At 57.8% G+C, this 24,638-nt stretch carries 22 protein-coding genes; all 22 read left to right on the top strand.

Features of this window, described 5'->3' with window-relative positions; translation table 11 throughout:
- Positions 1-10: 10 nt before the first annotated feature.
- Positions 11-1,123, top strand: a complete 1,113-nt coding sequence (locus BM063_RS12615; RefSeq protein WP_092039571.1) for an aminotransferase class I/II-fold pyridoxal phosphate-dependent enzyme — start codon at positions 11-13, stop codon at positions 1,121-1,123.
- A complete protein-coding gene (locus BM063_RS12610) occupies positions 1,124-2,338 on the top strand; it encodes a YhfX family PLP-dependent enzyme (RefSeq protein ID WP_092039569.1) in 1,215 nt (404 codons plus the stop codon). It abuts the gene before it with no gap.
- Complete coding sequence (locus BM063_RS12605) at positions 2,311-3,525, top strand: phosphopentomutase (protein ID WP_092039567.1); 1,215 nt, start codon at positions 2,311-2,313, stop codon at positions 3,523-3,525. The genes BM063_RS12610 and BM063_RS12605 overlap by 28 nt, the downstream gene beginning before the upstream one ends.
- A gap of 258 nt (positions 3,526-3,783) precedes the next feature.
- The gene (locus BM063_RS12600; protein ID WP_092039565.1) at positions 3,784-5,328 is read left to right on the top strand and encodes an extracellular solute-binding protein; all 1,545 of its coding nucleotides are present in this window, start codon (positions 3,784-3,786) and stop codon (positions 5,326-5,328) included.
- Between the two features lie 27 nt (positions 5,329-5,355).
- On the top strand, positions 5,356-6,300 hold the full coding sequence (locus BM063_RS12595) for a carbohydrate ABC transporter permease (protein ID WP_245752264.1): 945 nt from the start codon (positions 5,356-5,358) through the stop codon (positions 6,298-6,300).
- Positions 6,301-7,134: a carbohydrate ABC transporter permease gene (locus BM063_RS12590; RefSeq protein ID WP_092039563.1), complete on the top strand. Its 834-nt coding sequence runs from the start codon at positions 6,301-6,303 to the stop codon at positions 7,132-7,134.
- 55 nt (positions 7,135-7,189) lie between these two features.
- Positions 7,190-8,236 carry an NAD(P)-dependent alcohol dehydrogenase gene (locus BM063_RS12585; protein ID WP_092039637.1) on the top strand — a complete coding sequence of 349 codons (1,047 nt, stop codon included), beginning with the start codon at positions 7,190-7,192 and terminating at the stop codon, positions 8,234-8,236.
- Positions 8,237-8,296: 60 nt separating this feature from the next.
- The gene (locus tag BM063_RS12580; protein ID WP_092039561.1) at positions 8,297-9,319 is read left to right on the top strand and encodes a zinc-dependent alcohol dehydrogenase family protein; all 1,023 of its coding nucleotides are present in this window, start codon (positions 8,297-8,299) and stop codon (positions 9,317-9,319) included.
- 285 nt (positions 9,320-9,604) lie between these two features.
- A complete protein-coding gene (locus BM063_RS12575) occupies positions 9,605-10,561 on the top strand; it encodes an aminoimidazole riboside kinase (protein WP_092039560.1) in 957 nt (318 codons plus the stop codon).
- 193 nt (positions 10,562-10,754) lie between these two features.
- Positions 10,755-12,842 carry a BglG family transcription antiterminator gene (locus BM063_RS12570; RefSeq protein WP_177199144.1) on the top strand — a complete coding sequence of 696 codons (2,088 nt, stop codon included), beginning with the start codon at positions 10,755-10,757 and terminating at the stop codon, positions 12,840-12,842.
- Entirely contained in the window at positions 12,839-14,296 is a 1,458-nt protein-coding gene (locus tag BM063_RS12565; RefSeq protein WP_092039556.1) for a PTS transporter subunit EIIC, read from the top strand. The genes BM063_RS12570 and BM063_RS12565 overlap by 4 nt, the downstream gene beginning before the upstream one ends.
- A 527-nt stretch (positions 14,297-14,823) precedes the next feature.
- Positions 14,824-15,984, top strand: coding sequence for an NRAMP family divalent metal transporter (locus tag BM063_RS12560; protein WP_092039634.1), 1,161 nt, complete (start codon positions 14,824-14,826; stop codon positions 15,982-15,984).
- Between the two features lie 26 nt (positions 15,985-16,010).
- The gene (locus BM063_RS12555) at positions 16,011-16,799 is read left to right on the top strand and encodes a putative hydro-lyase (RefSeq protein WP_092039554.1); all 789 of its coding nucleotides are present in this window, start codon (positions 16,011-16,013) and stop codon (positions 16,797-16,799) included.
- 154 nt (positions 16,800-16,953) lie between these two features.
- Entirely contained in the window at positions 16,954-17,493 is a 540-nt protein-coding gene (locus tag BM063_RS12550) for a GNAT family N-acetyltransferase (protein ID WP_092039552.1), read from the top strand.
- A 758-nt stretch (positions 17,494-18,251) separates the two neighbouring features.
- Complete coding sequence (locus tag BM063_RS12545; protein ID WP_092039550.1) at positions 18,252-18,599, top strand: hypothetical protein; 348 nt, start codon at positions 18,252-18,254, stop codon at positions 18,597-18,599.
- A 38-nt stretch (positions 18,600-18,637) separates the two neighbouring features.
- Complete coding sequence (locus tag BM063_RS12540; protein WP_092039548.1) at positions 18,638-18,997, top strand: hypothetical protein; 360 nt, start codon at positions 18,638-18,640, stop codon at positions 18,995-18,997.
- Positions 18,998-19,022: 25 nt separating this feature from the next.
- Entirely contained in the window at positions 19,023-19,370 is a 348-nt protein-coding gene (locus tag BM063_RS12535; protein WP_092039545.1) for a hypothetical protein, read from the top strand.
- An 801-nt stretch (positions 19,371-20,171) separates the two neighbouring features.
- A complete protein-coding gene (locus tag BM063_RS12530) occupies positions 20,172-21,194 on the top strand; it encodes an ABC transporter substrate-binding protein (RefSeq protein ID WP_245752263.1) in 1,023 nt (340 codons plus the stop codon).
- 209 nt (positions 21,195-21,403) lie between these two features.
- Positions 21,404-22,270 (top strand): ABC transporter permease, encoded by an 867-nt coding sequence (locus tag BM063_RS12525; RefSeq protein ID WP_092039543.1) that lies wholly within the window; start codon positions 21,404-21,406, stop codon positions 22,268-22,270.
- Positions 22,263-23,474 carry a quaternary amine ABC transporter ATP-binding protein gene (locus BM063_RS12520; RefSeq protein WP_092039541.1) on the top strand — a complete coding sequence of 404 codons (1,212 nt, stop codon included), beginning with the start codon at positions 22,263-22,265 and terminating at the stop codon, positions 23,472-23,474. The genes BM063_RS12525 and BM063_RS12520 overlap by 8 nt, the downstream gene beginning before the upstream one ends.
- Positions 23,471-24,202, top strand: a complete 732-nt coding sequence (locus BM063_RS12515; RefSeq protein ID WP_092039538.1) for an alpha/beta fold hydrolase — start codon at positions 23,471-23,473, stop codon at positions 24,200-24,202. Before BM063_RS12520 ends, BM063_RS12515 begins: the two co-directional genes overlap by 4 nt.
- Before the next feature lie 189 nt (positions 24,203-24,391).
- Positions 24,392-24,638 (top strand): transposase (locus BM063_RS12510; RefSeq protein ID WP_143085290.1); only part of this gene is annotated, 247 nt, incomplete at its 3' end.

Here is a 24,638-nt window from a genome sequence, read left to right as displayed (position 1 = left end):
GGTTGTTGCGATGGGCGATCCGGTATTGACGACGATGAACATCCAACAGGCGAAGCAGAAACAATTTGAGTTGACCGCCTTGATTGCCGAGGAATTCACGGGGCGGGAGTTCTTTCAGCAGGGGGATGTGGGTGTTGTTCCCGGACCGGGCCGCCCGCTCCAGACGGAAAAGGTGGAGCGGGTGCTGGCAAGGTTTTTTCGGGCGGAAGCCTGCGCCCTCGTCCGCGGCGCCGGCACCGGGGCGATCCGCTCCGCGCTGAGCGTCCTCCTCGAGCCGGGGGATGCCTTCTTCGCCCACACGGGGCCGATGTACAAGACCACGCAGGAGACGGTGCGGCTCATGGGGCTCAATCCGGTGCCCGTCGATTACAACGATCCGGACCGGTTGCGGGACGCTTTGAAGAAACATAGGGAATGCCGCCTCTTTTATGTCCAGCATTCCCGTCAGCAGCCGACGGATGATTACGATCTCGGCGATGTGATCCGGCGGGTGCGCGCCGAGCGGCCCGATCTCCCCATCGTCGTGGACGACAATTACACCGCCCTGAAGGTGCCGCGAATCGGTGTCGAATTGGGGGCCTGCTATTCCTGTTTCTCCGGGTTCAAGTTGCTCGGTCCTCCCGGGATCGGGATCGTCGTCGGGAAAGGGGAGGGAATCCGGAAAATTCACGAGCGGAATTATTCCGGAGGCGGGCAGGTGCAGGGGTTCGAAGCGATGGAGCTTCTTCGCTCCCTCGTGCTGGCGCCGGTCGCCTTCGCGGTGCAAAACGAACAGACGGAGCGGCTTTGCAAGCTGCTCAACGCCGGAGTCGTTCCGGAAGTGAAACGGGCGTACATCACCAATGCCCAATCCAAAAATGTGATCGCGGAGTTGAGGCGGCCGATCGCCCCCGCTCTGATCCGGGCCTGTGAGCGGCACGGCGCGGCGATCTATCCGGTCGGGGCGGAATCCCGTTATGAGATTCTTCCCATGGTGTACCGGGTGTCCGGCAGTTTCCTGGAAAGCCGTCCGGAGCTGGCGGAAAGGGCTGTCCGCATCAATCCGATGCGCTCGGGGGCCGATCTGGTGATCGAGATCTTGAGAAAGGCGCTGAGCGATCTTGAAGATAGAGGCGAGGTGTAAATGTTTCTATCGGTTACCTTGAAGAGAAATCCGGCACTGGTTGAAGCGGCGGTGGACTTGCACAGAAGCGGCACCATTCCCCCGAACACCTACGTGTTGGACTTGGATGCGATTGCCTACAACGCCCGCCTCCTGGCCCGGGCGGCGGCCCGGGCCGGAATCCGGCTCTACATGATGACAAAACAAATCGGCCGCAATCCCGAAGTGGCCCGGTTGATCGCCGCCAGCGGCATTCCGCGTGCGGTGGCCGTCGACCCCTGGGAAGCCCGCCTGCTGGGCCGGTCGGGCATCCCCTTGGGAAATGTGGGCCACCTGGTGCAGATCCCCTCCGGGATGATTGAGGAGATTCTTTCCTACCGGCCGGAAGTGGTGACCGTCTATTCCGTGGAAAAGGCGGCGCAAATTTCCCGAGTGGCCCAAAGGATGGGCCGAACGCAAAAGTTGTTGCTTCGGGTGGTCGGGCCCGAGGATGTCTTGTACGAGGGGCAGCAGGGCGGATTCCGGGAAAGCGGGTTGATCGAGGCCGCCCGGGAAATCCTTCGCTTGCCCGGCGTCCGCATCGCGGGAGTCACGGGATTTCCCTGTTTGCTGTACGATCCGGACCGCGGCGATGTCCAGCCCCTGGCCAACGCCCATACGGTCCTCCGCTGCGCCGAGCGGCTGTCGGAGGAGCTGGGGATCTCCCTGGAGCAGATCAACATGCCCAGCGCCACGTGCGTCTCCACCATTCCGATATTGAAGGAGTTGGGGGCGACCCACGGCGAGCCGGGCCATGCGTTGACCGGGACGACCCCCCTGCACCAGCGGGGGGATCAGCCCGAATTGCCGGCCATGGTGTATGTGAGCGAAGTTTCCCATCTGGACGGGGAGCGCGCCTATGTGTACGGGGGCGGGTTTTACCGGCGCTCCCGGGCGAGGGAGGCGATCGTCGGGAAGACGTTTCCCGGGATGATGGACCGCCGGGTTCGGGTGCGGGAGACGCCGCCCCAGTTCATCGATTACTACGGGGCGCTTGATCGGACGGGTCACCGGATCGAAGTGGGGGACACGGCGGTTTTCGCTTTTCGCACCCAAATCTTTGTCACGCGCAGTCAGGTGGCGCTGGTGGAGGGAATCCAGCGGGGGCGGCCGTCGCTGAAGGCAATCTACGACAGCTTGGGAAAACCGTTGACGGAGGAGGCGGAAAAATGGGCAGACGGCGAGCGATCCTCCTGATTTTGGACAGCCTCGGAGTCGGAGCGATGGACGACATCTTTCCGTCGCGCAAGCAGGACCGGGGAGCCAACACCTTTTATCACATCCTGGATCGGGCGAAGGAGATCCGGATTCCGCAGCTGGAATGGCTGGGGATCAACCGCATTTTGCGCCATCCCCGGTTGAAACCGGCCGCCGGCGAACCCAGGGCGGGATTCGGCACCCTGCGCCTGCAGCATGACGGAGCCGACAGTTATGCGGGGCACCAGGAAATCATGGGCACCGCTCCCCGAAAACCCCGGAGGGAGCCCTTCGCGAAAAATATGGAGACGGTTCGCGCTGCCCTTGCCCAGCGGGGATACCAAGTGGAGGTCCCCGATCCGGCGCTGCCCTATCTTCTGGTCAATGATCTCGTGGTGATCGCCGACAACATCGAAACCGACTACGGCCAGATTTACAACGTGACGGCGCCGCTGGACCGCATTTCCTTCGACGAGGTCCTGAGGATCGGCGAGATTGTCCGCTCGGCGGTGAAAGTGAGCCGCGTCATCGCCCTGGGCGGGAAGGGGGTTTCCCCCGAGCGGATCCGGGAGAGCGTCGAGCGGCGCTCCGACGGGCTCGTCGGGGTGAATTCGCCGAAATCGGGCGTCTATGGGCGCGGGTATCAGGTTCGCCATATGGGGTACGGCGTCAATCCGAAGACCCAGGTCAGCAGCATTCTCGTCGAGTCGGGGAAAGAGGTCTGCCTGATCGGAAAGATGCAGGATGTGATCACCTGCGAAGGGGCCCGGCGGATTCCGGCGGTGGAAACGGACCGGGTGATGCGGTCCGTCATCGAGGCCATGGATTGGGTGGAAGAGGGGCTGATTGCGGCCACGGTGCAGGAGACGGATCTGGCCGGACACGCCCAGGATGTGGACCGGTATGCGCAAAAGATCATGGAAGTGGACAAGGCTTTGTCCGTCATCCTCAAGGGGATGTCGGAGGAGGATCTGCTGATGATCAGCGCCGACCACGGCAACGATCCGACCATCGGTCACAGCGGGCACACCCGGGAAAAAACGTTCCTGCTTGCCTACGGCAAGTCCCTGCGGGGCGGAGATGTGGGGGAGCGGGACACCTTGTCCGACATCGCGGCCACCGTTGCTGATTTCTTTTCCGTCCCTCCGCCGGAGAACGGAAGCAGTTTTTATTCGCTGATCCGGTGATGAAGAAAATCGGATGCCCTGTCCCGCCGGGAAAGTTGGCGCAGGCATGTGCGAATCATTCAAGCGATAAGTGAAAAGGCACGCGACAGGCGTGTCTTTTGTTTCCGGTGAAAGGGTTTTTCGGTTTTCCCGGCGGGAAATCTTAAAGAATTGTCACATCCGCATGCGCCAAAGATGCGCCATCTCCATTCCGTCGATTCATGAAATTCGATCTATAATGAAAGCGTCAACAACTCGTCTCACCCAGGGGGGAAGCAGATGAAGAAGCGAAGAGCCTTCCGCTTAGGCGCATTGCTTTTGGCGCTTGTCATGTTGGCGACGGCGTGCTCTTCGGGGGGAGAAAGCATCGATACGAAGAGCAAGAACGCCGACCAGATCAATCCCGACAAATTGGTCGACGCCCCCTTTGAGGGATGGGTGGAAGGGCTGCCCAAAATCCAGGCGCCTGAAGGCTTTGATTGGCAACAGTTCAAGGGAATCCAGATCAATGTCATTTCCGAGAACACCCCGCCTTCTTCGGCCATTGCCGCCAATATCGACAAGTTTGAAAAGGTGACGGGCATCAAGGTCAACATCGAACAGAGCGACCTGGGCACGGTCGTCGAGAAGGTGAGCCTCGATTTCAATGCCAAATCCTCAAAATACCACGTCATCTATGCGGATCCTTACCAGATTCTCGCCAAGTATTCCCAGCACTTCGTGGATTTGAACCTGTTCAACAACGAACCGACCATGCCCCATATTCCCGGGGGAGTGGAGGATTTCATCCCCGTCCAGTTGGAAGCCCTCGGGCACATGGGAAACAAGGAGCAACTGCTGGCTTTGCCCTACGACAATCCGACGATGGTTTTGGCCTATCGGAAGGATGTGTTCGAGAAATACAAGGATTTGTTCATGAAGGAAAAGGGGTATGATTGGACCCCCCGGCCCGGCATGACCTGGGATCAATATTACGAGATTGCCAAATGGATCAATCAAAAAGTGAAAGAGGGCGTCATCACCGAGGTGAAATACGGAACGGGTCACCAGGCCAAGCAGTACGATTCATTGATGTGCGATTTCAGCAACATTCTGGCCGCCAACGGGGGAGATTATTTCGAGAAAAAGGATGTGGGCACGATCGGGACAAGCAATCCCGGAAAATCCGCGATGACCTCCAAAGAAGCCCTTGAGTCGGCCGAATTTTACAACAAGCTGTTGAAGGAGGCGGCGCCGGGAAGCACCTCCTGGGATTGGAACGGATTGGCCGAGGCCTTCGCCGCCGGCGAAATCGCCATGGCTCCCGAGTGGCACGAGTTTTCCGCCATGTTTGAAAGCGGGGAAAAGTCCAAGGTGGCCGGAAAGGTCGGCTGGACGATTCTGCCGAAGGGGAAGGTCAGAAGCGCGAACATCTTTGGCGGAACCGGCATCGGCATCAACAAATACGCCAGCGACGAGGAAAAGAAAGCGGCCTGGCTGTTCCTGGTGTGGGCCACGTCTCCGCAAACCCAGTACATGATTTTGAAATCCGAGCAGGGCGGTTCGACGCCGACCCGTTCCTCCGTATATGCGCTTCCCGACGTGAAAAGGGGGATGGAGGCCGGGACGAAAGAAGCCGAGGAAATGCCGAACCTGCTTTCGATGAAAGCGGTGCTGGAAGCGTGGAAACCGGAAAACACCTATATGCGTCCGAAAATTCCCCAGTGGCCGCAGATCGACACCTACATTTTCACCGAACTGTCCAAGATGATCGCGGGCAAACAAAGTCCGGAACAAGCGGTGAAAGCGATCGCGGAGAAATCGGATGAGGCGACCGGAAACTGAAGCGCTGAGAGGAATCGAGGGAGACCGATGAGCCTGAACATCAAGGAGAACGGATATCAGCAACCGATGCTTTTGGACGCGAGCCCGTCGGTTCGCGTCCAAAGAAAAAAAGGGCCGGGAAAATGGTCGACGGAATTCTGGATGCTGCTTCCGTCCCTGGTGCTGCTGGCGATGATCAGCATCTTTCCGCTGATGTACATGATATATGCCAGCATGATGGATTTCACGCTGTCCTTCGACGAACCGGCATTCAACGGGCTGAAAAATTGGAAAAACGTTTTCACCAGTGATACGTTCTGGGCCTCCTGGGGCCGCACGGCGGTTTACGCCTTGTGCGGTTTGTCCCTTGAAATGGCGGTCGGGGTCGGAATGGCCCTGCTGATCCATCAGCTTCCGCGGGCGAGAAACGCGATATTGACCTTGTGGATGATTCCCCTCTTTGTCGCCCCGGTGGTCGTCGGGCTGCTGGGCCGGTTCATGCTCAATTCGACGTACGGCCTGTACGCGTGGCTGTTTCGGCTGATCGGCGTGGAGACCGAGATTTTGGGGGATGTTTCCACGGCCCTTCCCGCCATCATCCTCATGGACGTGTGGGAGTGGTCGCCCCTGATCACCATCATCGTGTACGCCGGTTTGCAGTCGCTTCAGGAGGAGGTGCTGGAGGCGGCGGAAGTGGACGGAGCGGGTTATTGGCGGAAGCTGATCCATGTCGTCTTCCCGCTGATCTCCCGGACGGTCGTCCTCGCGCTGCTGATTCGCATGATGGACATTTTCCGCTTTGTCGACACCATCAAAATCGCGACCGAGGGCGGCCCCGCCGACTCCACCAAGATTATCGGCTTTCACCTGATGGAAGTGGCCTTTCGATTCCAGGACTTCGGGTCGGCCGCCGCCCTGGGTCTGACCATGCTCTTTGTGACGATCATCCTGGGACAGCTGTTTGTCCGGTTCATGCGGAAGGGGGAAGCATGAATGGCCCCGCGCTTTCGAAAATTGGCGATCGGCCTGGTTTTGTACGCCCTGGCGGGGATCGCTTTGACATGGGCGCTCTTTCCCGTCCTCTGGATGGTGCTATCTTCCCTGAAAACCCAGGCCGGCATGTTTTCGATGCCGCCCAAATTTCTTTTCAAACCCCATTTCGACACCTATGCCTACATGTTCTCCGAACGGGGAAAATTCCTCCACTACCTGACAAACAGCGTGATCGCTTCCGTCATCTCCGCCGGGATTTCCCTGGTGTTGGGCACGCTGGGGGGATTTGCCCTGGCCCGTCGGAAGTTTAAAGGGGAGAAGCACATTTCCTTTTGGATCATCAGCACGCGCATGGCGCCCATCCCCGCCGTGATGCTGCCCCTTTACCTGATGTTTACCCACCTGGGGCTCATCGGGACGATGACGGGGTTGATTTTTGCCTATACCACGTTCAATTTGCCCTTTGCGCTGTGGATGATGATGATTTTCTTCAAGGAGGTTCCCGTCGATCTGGAAGAGGCGGCGATGATTGACGGGTGCAGCCGGTTTCAAGCCTTTTGGCGGGTGGTGATTCCGCCTGCCGCTCCGGGCCTGGTGGCCACCGGCATCCTGTGTTTGATGTTTGCCTGGAACGATTTCCTCTTCGCCTCCGTCTTTTCCGGACACGAAAATCAAACCATTCCGGTGGCGGCCTCCCTGTTGATCACTCAGCAGGGCATCGCTTGGGGGCAGGCCATGGCCACCGGAACCGTCATCATCACGCCGATGGTGATCGCCGGACTGGTTGTGAGGAAATACCTGGTCCGCGGCCTGTCGATGGGGGCCGTGAAATGAAATCATTAATGGAAACGGAGGGATTGCGGTGAACAGGGAAGCGATTCCGGAGGTCATGAAGGCTGCGGTGCTTACCAAACCTTGGGAAATCGAAATCCGGGAACTGCCGGTCCCGGAGGTAGGCGAAAACGAAGTGCTCGTCAAGGTGATGGCGGTCGGGGTTTGCGGATCGGATGTTCATTATTACGAACACGGCAGGATCGGACGCTTTGTGGTGGAAAAACCGATCATCCTCGGCCATGAGTGTTCGGGGGTGGTGGTGGCGACGGGGGAGCGGGTATCCCGGGTGAAGGTGGGGGACCGCGTCGCCGTCGAGCCCGGCGTTCCCTGCGGAACCTGCGATTACTGCAAGCAAGGACGGTACAATTTGTGTCCCGATGTTTCCTTCCTGGCCACACCGCCGGTGGACGGGGCCTTTGTGCAGTATATCAAACATCGAGAGGATTTCCTTTATCCGATCCCGGATCACCTTTCCTTCGAAGAGGCCGCGCTGATCGAGCCGTTTTCGGTCGGCATTCACGCGGCCCGGCGCGCCGGATTGACGCCCGGTTCGACGGTGGCGATCATGGGCATGGGACCTGTCGGGCTGATGGCGGTCGTTGCGGCCAGAGCCTTTGGCGCATCCACGATCATCGCAACCGATTTGGTGCCGAAGCGGTTGGCGGCGGCGGAAAAATTGGGCGCCACCCACACGGTCCACATCCTGGAACGGCAGCCGGAGGAGGCGATCCGGGAAATCACCGGCGGCGAAGGGGTGGATGTGGCCTTTGAGACGGCGGGTCATCCGAAGGCCCTCCAATCCGCGCTGGCTTCCGTCCGGCGGGGAGGCAAACTCTCGATCGTCGGCCTCCCTCCGCAGGATCTGATCGAACTGAATGTGCCGTTGATCGCCGACCGGGAGCTCGACATTTTCGGCGTGTTTCGTTACGCCAACGTCTATCCCCAGGCCATCCGGTTTTTATCCTCCGGCTTGGCGGACGTCAGGGAACTCGTAACCGACCGGTATCCCTTGGAAGGGACCCGTGACGCCCTGGAACGGGCAAGGACGCAGAAGGAGAAAAGCGTGAAGGTGTTTGTCTATCCCAACGGGTTGCCGGAGTGAAGCCGGGAAGGAGATCCCCTGCGGCACCTTGAAGAGAATTCACGAAGGGAGTGAATTCACATGCCGAAGATGAAGGCGGCTCTTTTTGTCTCCCCGCATCAAATCAGGGTGGAGGAAGTGGAGATTCCGTCACCGGGTCCCGACGAAGTGATCGTGAAGGTGGAGTGCTGCGGGATTTGCGGGACCGACTATCACATTCTCGAGGGGGATTTCATCTCTCCGTATCCGATCGCCGGCGGGCATGAGTTTTCCGGCACCGTTTATGAAGTGGGGGAGGGCGTCGACGAATGGACGCCGGGGGAACGGGTCGCCGTCGATCCGTCCGTTTACTGCGGCTCGTGCGTCCATTGCCGGAACCATCGCTGGAATCACTGCAAGCGCTGGAATGCGATCGGGGTGACGATGAACGGCGCTTTCGCCGAGTATGTCCGCGTTCCGGCCAAAAACTTGTACCGGTTGCCGGAGGGAATCAGCTTTGAAGAAGGGGCGCTCATCGAACCCCTGTCCTGCGTCGCCTATGCATTGAACCGGATTCAGCCGAAATTCGGGGAAAGAGCATTGATCTTCGGAGGCGGCCCGATGGGATTGATGCTGCTCATGGCGTTGAAAACGAGCGGAACCTCCGAAGTGGTTCTGGTGGATATCGCGGAAAAGAAACTGGAGACGGCGAAGAGATTGGGTGCCGACGCCGTGTACCATGGCGGAGAATCTTTGGAAAGCCGCCTGGAGTCCCGATATCCCGACGGTTTTGATCTTGTGGTGGATGCCACCGGGATTCCGGCCGTCATTGAAGGCATGTTCCGTTTTGCCGGACCCGGTGCCCGCCTTCTGCAGTTCGGCGTGGCTCCCTCCGATGCGCGGATCTCCGTCAATCCCTTCGACATATACCACAAGGACTGGCAGTATGTCGGCTCCATGGCGCTGATGTTCAATTTCTATCAGGCGCTGTGGATGATCGAACAGAAGCGGGTGAACGTGGGGGCGCTGGTGACGAAAAAAATCGGTCTCGAATCCTTCGCGGACTACATGCGGGAAAAGAAGCCCCCGGAAGACATCAAGGTTTTGGTGTGTCCCGGGCTTTAAGACGGCGGGGACGGATTGGGGATCGGCACAGGGAATGGCGGCGCCGGGCGCCGATTCCCGGAAGGAGTGCGCATATGGCACAACGACGGGCCGGTTCCTCGCGCAGGGGCCTCCGCGCCTCCCCGAAAAAAACCGTCGGCTGCTCCGGTCTGAACGGCCTTCGAAAGGGGGAGACAGATCGTTTAAAATGGGATGGAGGCGGACCCGGTCCTGTGTGACGCTGGGGAGGACCGGGTCTGCCTTTGTTCCTCCCCAGCTGCTTCTTGAAAGGAGGTATGGTCGCCCATGGGCAAGGGAGTCCTCACCCTGGGAGAAGCCCTCGTGGACATGATTCCGCTGGATAAGGACCAGCAAACTTATCAAAAATGTCCCGGGGGTGCTCCGGCGAACGTGGCGGTGGGAGTCGCGCGGCTCGGGGCGCCCGCAGCCTTTGTCGGAAAAGTCGGTCGGGACATCCTGGGGAACTTTCTCATCGAAACCTTGCGGGGCTACGGAGTGGAAACCGCCTACCTGACCCAAACCGATCAGGCCAGGACGGGGCTCGTGTTCGTCGAACTGGATTCCGCCGGGGAGCGTTTTTTTGAATTTTACATCGATCCGAGTGCCGACCGATTTTTGAGAAAAGAAGATGTGGAAGCCGTGCCCCTGCATCGGTATCATATCCTTCATGTCGGTTCGATCTCGCTGATCGGCGAGCCTTCCCGGACGGCCACGCTTGAGGCGGTCCGTCGGGCGAAGGCCCGGGGAGTGACGGTTTCCTTCGATCCCAACATCCGCATGAATTTGTGGGGGGACCGTAAGCGGGCGCACGAATCGATTGCGGCGATGATGGATCAGGCGGATGTCGCGAAAGTGTCGGAAGACGAATTGGCGTTTCTGGAGGGAGAGGGGACTCCGGAGGCCGCCGTCGCCTTCCGTCGAAAATACCGGTTGAAGGCGCTCCTGGTCACCCTCGGGGCAAAGGGGTGCTGGGTCGTCAATGGCGAAGGGCTCCGGCATGTTCCGGCCTTCCCCGCCGAGGTTGTCGACACGACGGGCGCCGGCGATGCCTTTGTTTCCGGCTTTCTCTACCGATTGAGCCTGTCCGGAGCGGATCCGTCCTCTTATTCTTTGGATGAGCTGGAGCATTTTGCGGCCTTTGCGGCGGTTTCCGGCGGACTGGCGGTATCGGCCAAGGGGGCGATGACGGCTTTGCCCACCCTTGAAGAGGTGGAGAAACATTTCGCCGCCTGGAGGCGGTGACGCCTCACTTCGAAGCCGCATCTTGCCGTCCCGGGCGAGGGACCGGGAGGGATGTTTATGACATCGTTGGGGGCACGAGCGAAGACCAATTTATGGAATTTGCGGCGTCGCACAAGGAGAAGGCTTCGGCAGAGAAGAAAGACCATGGGGAAAACGCGAAAACCGGATGGAAACGGGAGAGGAGCGAAAGTCCATGCTTCATTCCCGGCAAAGGCGATTGCTTCAGATCCTGTTGCTTTCTCCCACTTTCGTATCCGATCAGCAGTTGGGAGACATGTTGAAGGTGAGCCTTCGAACGATTCAAAGGGAGATCCAGTCCCTGAGGGGAATCCTCTCCCGCCACGGCTTGAAGATCGTCAGAAAAACGGGTTCCGGCATGGCGATCGAGGGCCGGGAAGAGGACAAGCAGCGGCTGCTGAAATCGTTGAACGAAATGGAAAAGTATCGGCTCTATTCCCCCGAAGAGAGGCAGGAAGGGTTGATTTTCGACCTGCTTCTCGCCGGGGAACCCGTCAAACTTTATGCCTTCAGCCGCAAGTACAACGTGACGGAGGCGACGATCAGCCTCGATTTGGACAAGCTGGAACATTGGTTTGCGGAAGCGGGTTTGAAACTGATCCGCAAACCGGGATGGGGAGTGTTTCTGGAAGGGACGGAGCAGCAAAAGCGGATGGCCCTTTCGAAATTTCTTCACCAGGGGACGACCTTTGAAGAGTGGCTCGCCCTTTTTCAAAATGAAGGGCAAGCTTCCCAACATCCGTTGGGGTTTTTGGTGCGTGACCGGCTGCTGAAATTTCTTGACATTGAGCATATATGGGCCGTTGAACGGGCTGTCCGGGAGGTGCTGGACGGCTGCGATGCCATTCTTTTGACGGATCGAGGCTATGTCAACCTGGTGATTCACCTCCTTTTGGCCGTGGAGCGGATCAAGCGCGGCGCGAAATATGAAGGGGAATTGTCGCGGAACCTTCCTTCCGAAGCGATGGAAATGCTTCCCCTGGCCAGGGAAATCGCGTCGCGTCTGGAGGGCGCCCTTTCCCTTCCGATTCCGGAAATGGAAATCGGATATATCGCATTGCATCTCTCCGGCGCGGCCATAAGCAAGGAGCATCCGATGGAAACCCCCGAAAGCGGCCGGATGTTTGAACTGGCACAACAGTTCATCCAGTCCGTCGAGCGGGAATTGGGCGTGCCGTTGCTGGGGGACGCCATCCTGTTCGAGGGTTTGCTGGCTCACTTGATCCCCGCCATGGGCCGGCTGGAAAATGGCTTGCAAATCCACAATCCCATGTTGAAGGAGATCCGGGAACGGTATCCCGAAGTGTTCGACGCTTGCCGGAAGGCGGTTTCCAAACAGTTTCCTTATGCCGTGCCGGACGATGAAATCGGATATCTTGCGTTGCACGTCGGAGCCGCCCTGATCCGCCGGCGGGAAGGAAGAAGGTTTCGTACGGTGGTGGTTTGCGCCGGCGGCTTTGGCACGTCCAGCTATTTGACCGCACGGCTGAAAAACGAAGTGCCCTATCTGGACATTGTCGGGATCGTTTCGGTGACGGAACTGAAAAAGTGGTTGTCGGAGCAGGAGCACATCGATTTGATCGTTTCCACGGTGCCCATCTCCTTTGCCGACGACCACCGGGTGGTGGTCGTTCACCCCTTTCTGCAGAAGGAGGATCTGGCCGCCATCGAATGGACCTTGTCGCGGATGCGGGTCGATGATTTTCCGGTTCAGGAGGCGAAAGAACCGTCCCCTTCGGCTTTGTCTTTGGCCCGATCGGGCGAGGGGATGATGCAGATCCTGCGCAATCTTCAGGTGTTCGACGGGGTAAACGTTTCAAGACCGGTGCTGGAGTCTTTGTGTCTGCTGCTTGCGGGTTGGGGCAAAATCCGGGACCTTCGCGCGTTATGCCGCGACATAAAAAAAAGAGAGGCGCAAGGCGGATTGATCATCAACGATTTGGCCCTGATCCATGCCAAATCGGAAGGCGTAAGCGAACTGCTCATGGCGGTGTTCCGGCTTTCATCCCCGGTCGATTGGCGGAATGACGCCGATGAAAAACGGCGCGTTTCCACGTTTTTGCTGTTGGCGGCACCTCCGACCGCCCCAAAGGAGCACATCGATTTGATCGGTCAAATCAGTGCCGCCCTGATCGAGGACGATTTTGTCGCCCTGTTGAAACGCGGATCGATCAAAAAAATCAGAAAAAGCCTGGAATTTCTTTTGTCCGAGGAGTTGATTTCGAGAACCAACGTCTGCCTTAAGGGAGTTCATGGCCCATGAGGAAGCTCGGCCAGCTGCTCAGTGCGATGATCTACCAAAATATTGCGGTGATCATCGCCGTCGGGATCATTCAGGCGGTTTTCGGGATCTACGGCTGGTGGTACAATGACCGGTTGATCTTGCTGGTCCGCCCGATCTATGAAACCTTGCTTCCCATTCTGCTGGGTTATACGGGCGGGAGATTGCTGGGGGGACAAAGGGGGGCGGTGGTGGCGTCCATTGTCACCTTCGGGCTGAGTCTTGCCAGCTCCGTTCCCAACATTCTCGGGGCGATGCTGATCGGTCTGGCCACGGGTTGGTTGATGAACCGGTTGGATCAGGCCGTAAAGGAACGCATTCCCATCGGATATGAGTTGTTGGCGACCAATGCGGCGGCTGCTGGGGTGGCCGTGGTGCTCACCGCAGTCTGTTTTTTGTTCGTCGGTCAGGCGCTGTCGGCGGGAGTGCATCGGGTCAACGAATTGATGGAGACCGTCATCCATTCGGGCTGGCTCCCGATGGCGGCCCTGATCATCGAGCCGGGGAAGGTGCTCTTTTTCAACAATGTGATGAACTACGGCATATTGGCTCCTTTGGGGATTCAACAGGTGAAGGAGATCGGGAAATCCATATTCTTTCTGTTGGAGACCAATCCGGGGCCGGGGCTGGGGATGCTGGCCGCTTACTGGCTGAAGGCGAAGGCGGAGAACCGGAAGGGCGCAAAACTGGCTTCGTTCATTCATCTGTTCGGCGGGATTCACGAGGTGTATTTTCCTTACGTGCTGATGAATCCGGTTCTGCTGCCCGCCGTCGTGGCCGGCGGCACGGCGGGGATCGCCGCGTTCCAGTTCTTTGATGTGGGTCTGGTGTCATTGCCCTCTCCCGGAAGCATCTTTTTGATCCTCGGCCTGACACCGAAGGAGGAGATGCCCTTCGTATTGGCGGGGGTGGTCATCTCGGCCCTGGTTTCATTCATGGCCTCTTCCCTGTTGTTGAGCCGGTTTTCCGCCACTTCGCCGAAAAAGAGCAACCGGAGGCGTCTGGGGGAGATCATCGCCCTTCAGAATATGGATCAGTTTCATGAAAAACCGAAAAAGACATCGGTAGCCATCCAGACCGCTCCGGAGGACGGACCGAACCCCTTGAGACCCGAAGAGGCGGTGGCTTCGGTTCGAAAAATCATCTTTGCCTGTGAAGCCGGCATGGGTTCCAGCGCGATGGGGGCGGCCATGTTGAAAAAGCAGTTGCGGAAGTCGGGGTTGGGCATCGAGGTGGACAACTCGTCCATTGACGAAATTCCCCCGGAGACGGACCTGATCATCTGCCATCAAAAATTGACCAAAAGAATCCGACGGGAGTTTCCGGACAAGATGGTTTATCCCCTGCAGTCCTTCACAGACATCGAGAATTACGAAAAGCTGGTCCGTTTGTTGGAAAAGGGCATGCTTCGGAAAAACGGCTCCAACTCCCGATAAAAGGGCGGACAACGGATGCATTCCGGTCAGGATGGCGGTAGCCTCCAATCCTCCCCTTGCGATGTGCCGTGACGCGTTGCGGCCGCGGGGGACATGCCCGGCAGTTTGCACCGGACGCGGAAAGGGCCTGGGGGAGGAGATGGAAGGGAGCGGGACGCCTGGTCCGCGTTGCCCGGTTCTTTTTTGTTTAGGCGGCCTGGAGGTCCGAAGGAAATCATGTTCCGCACCCCGTGTATCTTTTTTCCTATTGATCCGGCATGCAAGTATTCTATAATATATGAAAATGGCCGCCTGCGGAGAAAGAGATCCGAGGCTCCTTTTTTCAGCAGAATATATGTAAATTTGTTGAAATTTTTATCAATAAAATACTGTATCGTTGCAAATGCCGAATTGCGGCGGTTTTGCCGGGCATCGGAAAAGGGTTGAAAAGAATTCGGAAGTTCTGGACAATTGCCGCGGGTGGAGAGGGTGAAAGCATCGTGAAAAAGCGGTTCAACTGGAGTCTGCTGCTGGGAGCGGCCTTCTTGATGGCCACCTCGTCGATCGGTCCGGGCTTTTTGACCCAGACCACCGTATTCACGGCGCAGTTTGCGGCCAGTTTTGGGTTTGTCATTTTGGCCTCCATTCTCCTGGACATCGGTGCCCAGCTGAACATCTGGCGCATCATCGCCGTATCCGAAAGCCGGGCCCAGGACATCGCCAACAAGGTGTTGCCGGGGCTCGGCTATCTCCTGGCGTTTCTGGTGGTGCTGGGCGGGTTGGCCTTCAATATCGGAAACATCGGAGGAGCCGGCCTCGGCTTCAACGTGCTGTTCGGCGTTGATCCCAAGATCGGGGCGGTCATCAGCGCGCTGGTCGCCGTCGGCCTCTTCCTGTCGAAGGAAGCCGGGAAGGCGATGGACCGTTTTGCGCTGGTGTTGGGATTTGTCATGATCGGCCTCACCCTGTATGTCATGTTCACCTCGGCCCCGCCGGTGGGGGAAGCGGTGGTCCGTTCCTTCGTCCCCGAGATGACGGCCGAAAACCGGGCGGGCTTTTTCATGGCGATCGTGACCCTGGTCGGGGGCACGGTCGGCGGGTACATCACCTTTGCGGGGGGCCACCGCCTGTTGGATGCCGGGGTGAAGGGAATCGAGGCCCTGCCCGAGGTGAACCGAAGCTCCATATCGGGCATTCTGATCACGGCCCTGATGCGCTACATCCTGTTCCTGGCCGCCTTGGGGGTGGTGGCGGCAGGGCTGACCTTGGATGAGGCCAATCCGCCGGCTTCCGTCTTTCAGCTGGCGGCGGGCGAGATCGGGTACAAGCTGTTCGGCATCGTGATGTGGTCGGCGGCGGTGACGTCGGTGGTGGGAGCCGCCTACACCTCCGTCTCCTTTATCCGGACCTTCAGCAAGGCTTTGAACAGGCACCACAGAGGGCTGATCATCGCCTTCATCATCCTGTCGACCCTCGTGTTCGTCACCGTCGGCCGTCCCGTGAAAACCCTGATCCTGGTGGGAGCGCTGAACGGTTTGATTCTGCCGATCGCTCTGGGGATCATGCTGATCGCCGCCCACCGGAAATCGATCGTCGGCAACTACAAACATCCGGTGTGGTTGACGGTCTTCGGCGTTCTGGTTGTCATCGTCATGTCCTATTTGGGCGGGGTCACCCTGTTTACGGAGCTGCCCAAGCTGTTCGACTGATTCCATTGGTCGGGGAGGAGAGAAAGATGGATGTTGCCGCCATGTCCCCCGCCGAACTGCGGGCCCTCTTCCGGCGCAATGAATGGGTTCGGCCCACTTCCGGCTTGGCGAGGGGGTTTGTCCAGGCCAACCTGGTTGTGCTGAAAAAGGATCTGGCCTTCGATTTTCTGCTGTTTTGCATGCGGAATCCGAAACCTTGCCCGGTGCTCGACGTGACGGAACCCGGTTCCCCCGTTCCCCGGATGGCGGCGCCTGCGGCCGACCTGCGGACGGATCTGCCCAAATACCGCATCTATCGGCGCGGGGAACTGGTGGAGGAGACGACCGATATCCGAAGCCATTGGGCGGAGGATCTGGTCGCGTTTCTCCTCGGGTGCAGCTTCACCTTTGAACAGGCTTTGCTCGCCAACGGCATTCCGGTGCGCCATATCGAGGAGAATTGCAACGTGCCCATGTACAGAACGAGCATTCCGTGCGTTCCGGCGGGGCGGTTCAAAGGACCGATGGTGGTCAGCATGCGTCCCATTCCGGAAAAGCAGGTGGTCCGGGCCGTCCAGGTGACCTCCCGCTTTCCGGCGGTCCACGGGGCGCCGGTGCAGATCGGAAACCCGGAGGCGATCGGGATCCGTGATTTGAGCCGTCCCGACTTCGGGGACCCGGTCACGATCCGGGAGGGGGAGGTTCCCGTCTTCTGGGCCTGCGGCGTCACGCCCCAGGCGGTGGCGATGGAAGTGAAACCCGATCTCATGATTACCCACGCCCCGGGGCACATGTTTATCACCGACCTGCGGGACGAGCGGTTCGGGGTACTGTAGGGATCGGAAGGGGCGAAAAACCGACCGGGATGAGTTCGGCCTCCCGTGCAAAAGCCGCGGGCTTTTCCCGCGGCTTTTTGATTTTTGCGGATCGCGTCGGTATTTCGGGAGGAGAGGGGAGAAGGGCGAAGTTTTCCGAAAGGAGATCGGGGAAATGGAGATTGTTTTGGAAACCGACCGTTTGATTCTGCGCCATTTTTTGGTGGACGATCTGGACGATCTGTACCGGATCTACACCCAGCCCGGGACGATGCGGTATATCGGCAGCGGCCGGGTGCCCGCTTATGCGGAGGTGAAAGATTGGCTCCACCGCCACATTCACGAGGTGATTCCCTTCCGGGGGCACGGCCTTTACGCCACCGTCCACAAGGCAAGCGGCCGGCTGATCGGGCGCTGCGGACTCATGACCCAGGAAGTGGACGGCGTGGAGGAATTGGAAGTGGGCTATCTGATCGACCGGGATTATCGGGGACAGGGGCTGGCCACGGAAGCGGCAAGGGCCCTGCGGGACTTCGCCTTTCGCAGGAAGCCCGTCGACCGGGTCATCTCCCTGATCCAGTCTCCCAACCGGGCTTCCCGCCGCGTGGCGGAGAAAAACGGCATGCATACGTGGAAAAAGACGACGTTTCGCGGTGTGCCCGATGTCTGCGTTTACCGGATCACCCGGAAAGAGTGGGAAAGGCTCGGGGGATGAAGGACGGGCGCATCCGATGTGCGGTGGTCCGGCCTGCCCCTTGCTTTCGCCTGGAGAGCAACCGAAGGCACCGGGCATTTTCGACACATCACCTGGCCGGTGTGAAGGAAGGCTGGTTGCCGCAGAAAGGGGTTGGGGCTTTTTTCATCCTGTGATTCTTTAATCGGATTTCCCCCAGATGGCCTGCTCTTCTTTTGATGGCCCATTTTCCGCCCTTTGGCAACTGGAAGTTTGTTCTCCGCTCTTCCTTTCCATGTCCAATCCTGCCTGCATGAAGGTCGTGGAACAGTGCACGAATAGCGCTGAAAGTCACATGGGAGAGGGAAAAGGAACCGGAAAAGGCCAGACAGTGGAACCTCTTCCCCTCCATGATTTCCGCTTATGAAGAAGGATCCGGGAAGGGGTACAGCGAGTAAGTCCCAAACTTCGCGGCGTGCATGAATTCGCTTGCCGGTTTGTATCTGTCGCGCCGGGTTTAACTGCGGCATTTGCGGGAGCCAGGAAATGGACTTTGCTGATAGTGTTATAAAAGGCGGCTTGGACCGAACACCAGTAAGGAAGCTTCTTCGAGGAGTGGAAATTAGACCGATTCCCTCGCTGGTACATGCCGCGGGAAAATGGAGACGAGATCCTTTAAAAGTATGATCACTTGGATGATAAAATCCATGTATTCATACTTGGTCCCCTCGCCGGAAACCATGGATGTTGATCAGTATGGATGATAAAATTAACATATATCAAAACCTCGGGGTGTGGATATGAAATTCACAATCATCGGGAAACTTGAAAACGAGGATGGTCAAGGGTACGAGATCGTCCGCATCACCTACGACAACGGGAAGATCACCAGTGATAACAAATGGGTCGAAAAAGAGGTCCATGAGGTCATCAAGGAAGTCCGAAACAAAGAATACGTCATCCAACGCGGACCTTTTAGTTGTGGACACGAAGACATTGATACTCCGCGCGGGGCATGGTACGCCATGACGGAATTGCTGGATGAAGTGATCGACGAAGAAGGCGATATTCCCGATTTCCTGCCCCCCGAAATTGAACATCTGATAGAAGCATCAAAAAAAGATAAAAACGTAAAGTTCTTCTTTTGACGCCCAAGCGTCTTTTCTTGTCTTGGAGGGGAGTCGCCATGCCCCGATTTGTTGCCTACGGCAAGAAGAACGGCAAGCCCGTCAAGGTGATCTATGACAACGGGAAACTGATCTGTGATTCCAAGGAAGTCGTGGACGAGATCATGAAATTCATCGATGAAGTCCGGACCTGGGAAACTCCCATGCGGTTCGCCAAATTTAGGATGTGGAAACATACCGCCGAGCACCCGTTCACGTACAAATATGCCATTGACACAGCGATCGATGTGGAAAGGTGGGAAGGAAGCTATCCCACTTACGCCTATCCCGCGGGGTTAGATGAAAACATCCGAAAAAAACTGGAGCAGATGACTGACGAAGAGCTAGAAAAGTATTATGACGGATTCTACCTTCTCTGAGGGCGTTGAAGTAAGGTGAGAGGCGATGTTCAAAAAGGGGCGGTTCACCGGCTACGGCAAGATGGGGGATGTTCCCGTCACCATCACCTGCGACAACGGCGCTTTGAGCGGGGAACCCCAAGAGGCGGTCCAAAAGGTGAAGGAGTACCTGGATGCAATTCGCACCGGAGAGAAGTTCATTTATTATCTCTATTACGAGTTTGAAGGGGAGGAAGATGCTCGCATCCCCTTGTGTGTGAAAGCGGTCATCCAAGAGTTGTTCGACATCGAGCGGTGGGAAGGGGATGTGCCATGCTATGGATTCAAATACGGCCCCGGAGTCCCCATCGACGATGAAGACTTTCAAGATCTCTTACAAAGAATCCAAATGTAACGGCGCAACGGCGCCTTTTTTTCTTGGAGAGAATACCTTGAAACGTTGCTGTCGATGCAAGGAACGCTTCCCTCGGAATTCGCGCGGCCGCAGCCGATCCAAGTGCGACGGGTCTGCCCCTGCAGTACGTGCCGGTCGGTATCCGGCGCGGGGACGCCGCAAACACCGGGAAAAACATCTTGAATCCCAGATGCCGGCGAGAAGCACCCCCCGATTACTTCCGGGAGTGGTACCGGAAGAACGCGGGGTGTTTTCGTGTGCGCTGAAAGCGTGCTGGTCACCCTGCAAGAGGTGAAAGTGTACCCGAAGCTGCACCTCTCCTCCATGCCGGAGGGCGGCCGCGCAGGTACACCATGGCCGGAATTTCGAGTTCAGCGGAGCCGGTAGGTATTCTCATCGCAGAGTGCTTTGAGCCATTTCGCCTTGCGTCTTTGCAGCGCCGGGGCGGTCCCTCTCCGCCGGACTGTCTTACAAAGCGCCGCCCCCCGGCCGTTTCATGGAGAGCAGGTTGAAACGCTTTAAACCTTTTTGCATTCCGGCGGCGCATTCCAAATATCGGCATAAGTCACCCGTACCGCCGGAGCCGTTTTTTTTTGGCGTGACAAAACGCGGCCCAGCTCCTGCCGTTTGCCGCTTTATTTCATCCACAGATCCGCCCATATCCGGGGGAATTCGGCATCTTCTGCACTGGTCCGTGACATTCACCGTCTATTTCACATCCTCGGCGGAATCCTGCCGCCCCCTCGTTTCGATCAAATTTTTTTATTATGTTATAATATTCGAGAACAGGAGGTTGTTAATGTGAATTTTTACAAAAAGTTGCCGAAATGGATTTTCGGAATCCTTTCGGCAATACTTATCGTTTCGATGATGGCATGTGCCACGCCGCCGGAATTGGAGCAGGGGCAGGATGATCCCATCATCTTTGCGGATGCCGGTTGGGACAGCCTGCGTTTTCACAACAGCGTGGCACAGGCGATCATTGAGAACGGGTACGGGTTCAAGACCGACGTGATACCCGGCTCCACCCCCAACACCCTGACGGGTTTGGAGCAGGGGGATATCGACGTGTACATGGAGATCTGGACGGGCAATGTGAAGGAACAGTGGGAAAAGATTTTGAAAAGCGGAAATGTGGAACGGGTGTCCACCAACTTTGACGATAACCGGCAGGGATTTTACGTGCCGACCTACATGATCAAGGGGGACAAGAAGCGGGGCATCAAACCGATGGCTCCGGACCTGAAAACGGTCCAGGATCTGATTCGTTACAAGGATCTCTTCAAGGATCCGGAAAACCTCGGCAAATCGCGGATTATCGGATCTCCCACCGGCTGGGCAGTTGACGGAATTTTGGAACAAAAGGTGAAGACCTACGGTCTGGACAAGCACTTCAGCTATTTCCGGCCCGGTTCCGATGCGGCTCTTACCAGCTCGCTGACCGACGCCTATGAAAAGGGAGAGCCCTGGGTGGGCTACTATTGGGAGCCCACCTGGGTCATGGGGAAATACGACATGACCCTGTTGGAGGAACCCGCCTACGACGAGAAAGCCTGGGAGGACGGATACGGGACGGCGTTTCCCACCCAACCGGTGGAAATCGCCATCCACAAAAGCCTGCGGGAGCGGTCTCCCGAAGTGGTGGAATTTCTCGGGAAATACCGGACCAGCGCGGAATTGACCAATGAAGCCCTGGCCTACATGCGGGACAACGACGCGGACAGCGATGAGGCCGCCCGGTGGTTTCTCAAGGAGCACGAAGAGGTTTGGACCCGGTGGGTTCCCGATGATGTGGCGGCCAAAGTGAAAGAGTCGCTGAAATAGTTTTCGAGCGGGGCCGGAACGGACGTGTCTTCTTTCGACGGGGAAGGCGGCATTTCCCTCAATCGCCGGACGGTAGGGCGGCGATTTTCCGCGCAACGGCCCATCAGGAAAATCGCTGTCCCGCCCTTTTCGTATCGCTTGTCGTCAGTCCAAAACTTCTCATCAAAGAAAAGAGGTGACGTGCAGGCTTCGCGGGAAGCACATTTGCGATGAGTCAATTTCCTGATCAATTTCGTATCGACGTCGGCGGATATGTGGAAGGCTTGATCCGTTTTTTGACCACCCATTTGACGGGATTTTTCGATGCGGTCAAAACGGTCACCCTGACCTTCCTGTACAATGTGGAACTTTTCATGGGATGGCTTCCCTGGTGGGCGGTGATTCTGGTCGTCATTTTGCTGGGATGGCGGCTGCTCCATCTGCCCGCCGGCATTGTATTCGGCTTTCTGCTGTTCCTGGTGGGGTCTTTCGGTTATTGGGACATGATGATCCTGACCTTGTCCATCGTGCTGACCTCCGTGGCCATTTCTCTCCTGATCGGAATCCCGGTGGGCATTCTGACGGCATACAGCCGGTTGACGGAGGCGGTGATGCGCCCCATCCTGGATGCCATGCAGACGATGCCCAGTTTTGTCTACCTCATCCCGGCCATCATGTTTTTCGGGCTGGGAAAGGTTTCGGCGCTGTTCGCCACCGTCATTTACGCCCTTCCCCCGGTGATCCGCCTGACCAATCTCGCCCTCCGCGAAGTGCCCCGGGAGATGATCGAGGCGGCCCTTTCCTTCGGCTCATCCCGCTGGCAGATGCTGAGAAAGGTTCAGCTTCCGCAAGCCCTTCCCACCATCATGGCGGGAATCAACCAAACCACCATGATGGCGCTGGCGATGGTGGTGATCGCTTCCCTGGTCGGGGCCAAGGGGCTCGGAATGGAAGTGCTGATCTCCATCAACCGGGTGGATATCGACCGCGGGTTTGAGGCCGGGCTGTCCATCGTGATTTTGGCGATTATCATCGACCGAATCACCCAAGGCATTGCCAATCGCTACAACTTCAAAAAGGAGCAGGGCCATGTCTGAGATCATCGTGGAAAACGTGACCAAGGTATTCGGCCCCCGCCCGGAATCCGTGCTGAAACTACTCGAGGAGGGGGCGTCGAAGGACGAGATTTTGAAGAAGACGGGCCATACCGTCGGCGTGCGCGACGTTTCCTTCGAAGTGAAGCGGGGAGAAATCTTTGTGATCATGGGGTTGTCGGGCAGCGGAAAATCCACCCTGATCCGCTGCCTCAACCTGCTCAACCGGCCGACGCGGGGACGGATCACCGTCGACGGGGAAAACATCGTGGAATACGGAAAGAAGCAGCTTCGGGAATTCCGCCAAAACAAAATGGCCATGGTGTTTCAACACTTCGGCATTTTTACCCACCGCACCGTCCTGGGCAATGTGGAATACGGCCTGGAAGTGAAGGGAGTTCCCAAGGAGGAGCGCAGGCGAAAGGCCCGGGAGGTGCTGGGCGTCGTCGGCCTGGAGGGCTGGGAGGACAAAATGCCCGGGGAACTGAGCGGCGGGATGCAGCAGCGGGTCGGGTTGGCCCGGGCCTTGGCCACTGATCCGGACATTCTGCTGATGGATGAACCCTTCAGCGCCCTGGATCCCTTGATCCGCCGGGAAATGCAGTTGGAGCTTCTGGAGATCCAGTCCAAGTTGAAGAAGACGATCGTCTTTATCACCCACGATGTGAACGAAGCCTTCAAACTGGGTGACCGGGTGGCGGTGATGAAGGATGGCGAGATGATTCAGATCGGGACGCCGGAGGAGATCCTGAACCAGCCGGCGAACGATTACATCGAGGAATTTGTCAAGGATATCGACCGGTCCAGGGTGGTCCAGGCCAAACACGTGATGGTCCGGACCGCCGCGACGGTTTCCATGAAGGACGGGATCCGGGTGGCGGTCAGGGAGATGGAATCCAACGGCATCTCCAGCGTGTTTGTCGTGGACGGTGACCGGAAGCTGCAAGGGATCGTCACGATCGATGACGCGATCCAGGCCAGGAAAGAGAACAAGAATCTTTCGGAGATCCTCCGGAAGGATTACCATACCGCCGACCCCGAAGAGACCATTCAGGAGCTGATCCCCAAGGCCGCCGAGTCCCGCTTTCCCATCGCCGTGGTGAACGGATCCGGGAAGCTCTTGGGTATCATCCTTCGGGTTTCGGTCCTGGCCGGGTTGATGTCTGAAGCTGGCGGCAATGGGGCGGAAAGGAGTGCAGCCGATTGATTCGGGATGAATGGGCCGTGAGGGAGGGTGTCCGCATCCATTACCTGGAGGGCGGGGAGAGGGAAGCAGCCGATCGGATTCCCCTGATGTACATTCCCGGTGCGCTGGGGAGCGCCGAGAACTTTCGGTCCGAAATGGAAAAGCTGGCTCCCCGCCGCACCCTGGCCGTCTCCTGGCGGGGGACGGGCAAAAGCGACGCGCCGGAGACGGGGTATTCCCTGGAGGATCAGGTGAAAGACGCCGAAGCGGTGATGGAGAAGGCACTGAAGGGGCGATTCTGCCTGATGGCCTACTCGATGGGAGTCCCCCGGGCCATCGAGCTGGCGGCCCGCCATCCCCGCCGGGTGGCCGGTTTGATCCTGATCGATTATCCCGCGCGATACCCGGCCCTTTCCGAAACCTGGGTGGAACGGGTCCTCTCCTCTTACCAAAATGTCCCGGAACGGGTGGTAAGGGCCATACAGCGGGAATCGAGGGAGGTGCTTCTCTGGGACCGGTTGCGGGATATCTCCTGTCCGGTGCTCGTCCTCCGCGGCGGAGGCGAGGGATCGCTGCTGAAGGAGGCGGATGCGGCGCTTTTTCGGGAAAGGCTGTCCCGGGTGGAAATCGCCGTCCTGCCGAAGGCGGGGCACGATGTGTGGAACCCGGACTACGACCGGTTTTTCCGCACGGTGGTTTCCTTTCTCGAGGAGCGGGACCGGGAAGATGGGAATCATCGGGCGCGTTGAGGGCCGATGCCTCCCGGATGATTGTCCGGAAATCTCCCGGCCATCAAGGTTCGATTCGTGCAGGAGTTTGAAAAATCGAAGGCATTTACCGAGTGAACCCTTCGGGTTCACTGAGGCTGTTGACAAAGAAGGGTCAACAGCCTTTTTTGTTGAATTCGGAATAAAACAATTCCGAAGGAAGGTTTTTATATGTTCAGGACGAACCCATCCAGGGAATTTCAACCCGAAACAGTCAACATAGAAGACCTTGTTCCCCAAGATCACTTGCTTAGAAAAATCAATGAAACCATCGACTTTTCGTTTATCGCGGAAAAATGCCGCCCCTTGTATTGTCAAGATAATGGGCGTCCTTGCATCGATCCGGTCATGCTGTTCAAAATGCTTTTGATCGGTTATTTGTACGGAATTCGTTCGGAAAGACGCCTCATTGAGGAAA

Origin of the sequence: Planifilum fulgidum (assembly GCF_900113175.1) — a bacterium.
GTDB lineage: Bacteria > Bacillota > Bacilli > Thermoactinomycetales > DSM-44946 > Planifilum > Planifilum fulgidum.
The sequence above is the reverse complement of the archived record's forward strand: the minus strand, read 5'-3'. Positions and strand labels throughout refer to the sequence as shown.

Bases quoted from the DNA above. Each gene is read 5' to 3' on its own strand.
- BM063_RS12560 (WP_092039634.1), top strand. From the start codon at position 14,824: ATGGCCACCTCGTCGATCGGTCCGGGCTTTTTGACCCAGACCACCGTA.
- BM063_RS12615 (WP_092039571.1), top strand. From the start codon at position 11: ATGGGCGATCCGGTATTGACGACGATGAACATCCAACAGGCGAAGCAG.
- BM063_RS12610 (WP_092039569.1), top strand. From the start codon at position 1,124: ATGTTTCTATCGGTTACCTTGAAGAGAAATCCGGCACTGGTTGAAGCG.
- BM063_RS12590 (WP_092039563.1), top strand. From the start codon at position 6,301: ATGGCCCCGCGCTTTCGAAAATTGGCGATCGGCCTGGTTTTGTACGCC.
- BM063_RS12545 (WP_092039550.1), top strand. From the start codon at position 18,252: ATGAAATTCACAATCATCGGGAAACTTGAAAACGAGGATGGTCAAGGG.
- BM063_RS12575 (WP_092039560.1), top strand. From the start codon at position 9,605: ATGGGCAAGGGAGTCCTCACCCTGGGAGAAGCCCTCGTGGACATGATT.
- BM063_RS12580 (WP_092039561.1), top strand. From the start codon at position 8,297: ATGCCGAAGATGAAGGCGGCTCTTTTTGTCTCCCCGCATCAAATCAGG.
- BM063_RS12565 (WP_092039556.1), top strand. From the start codon at position 12,839: ATGAGGAAGCTCGGCCAGCTGCTCAGTGCGATGATCTACCAAAATATT.
- BM063_RS12555 (WP_092039554.1), top strand. From the start codon at position 16,011: ATGGATGTTGCCGCCATGTCCCCCGCCGAACTGCGGGCCCTCTTCCGG.
- BM063_RS12535 (WP_092039545.1), top strand. From the start codon at position 19,023: ATGTTCAAAAAGGGGCGGTTCACCGGCTACGGCAAGATGGGGGATGTT.
- BM063_RS12540 (WP_092039548.1), top strand. From the start codon at position 18,638: ATGCCCCGATTTGTTGCCTACGGCAAGAAGAACGGCAAGCCCGTCAAG.
- BM063_RS12525 (WP_092039543.1), top strand. From the start codon at position 21,404: ATGAGTCAATTTCCTGATCAATTTCGTATCGACGTCGGCGGATATGTG.
- BM063_RS12600 (WP_092039565.1), top strand. From the start codon at position 3,784: ATGAAGAAGCGAAGAGCCTTCCGCTTAGGCGCATTGCTTTTGGCGCTT.
- BM063_RS12585 (WP_092039637.1), top strand. From the start codon at position 7,190: ATGAAGGCTGCGGTGCTTACCAAACCTTGGGAAATCGAAATCCGGGAA.
- BM063_RS12605 (WP_092039567.1), top strand. From the start codon at position 2,311: ATGGGCAGACGGCGAGCGATCCTCCTGATTTTGGACAGCCTCGGAGTC.
- BM063_RS12570 (WP_177199144.1), top strand. From the start codon at position 10,755: ATGCTTCATTCCCGGCAAAGGCGATTGCTTCAGATCCTGTTGCTTTCT.
- BM063_RS12550 (WP_092039552.1), top strand. From the start codon at position 16,954: ATGGAGATTGTTTTGGAAACCGACCGTTTGATTCTGCGCCATTTTTTG.
- BM063_RS12520 (WP_092039541.1), top strand. From the start codon at position 22,263: ATGTCTGAGATCATCGTGGAAAACGTGACCAAGGTATTCGGCCCCCGC.
- BM063_RS12595 (WP_245752264.1), top strand. From the start codon at position 5,356: ATGAGCCTGAACATCAAGGAGAACGGATATCAGCAACCGATGCTTTTG.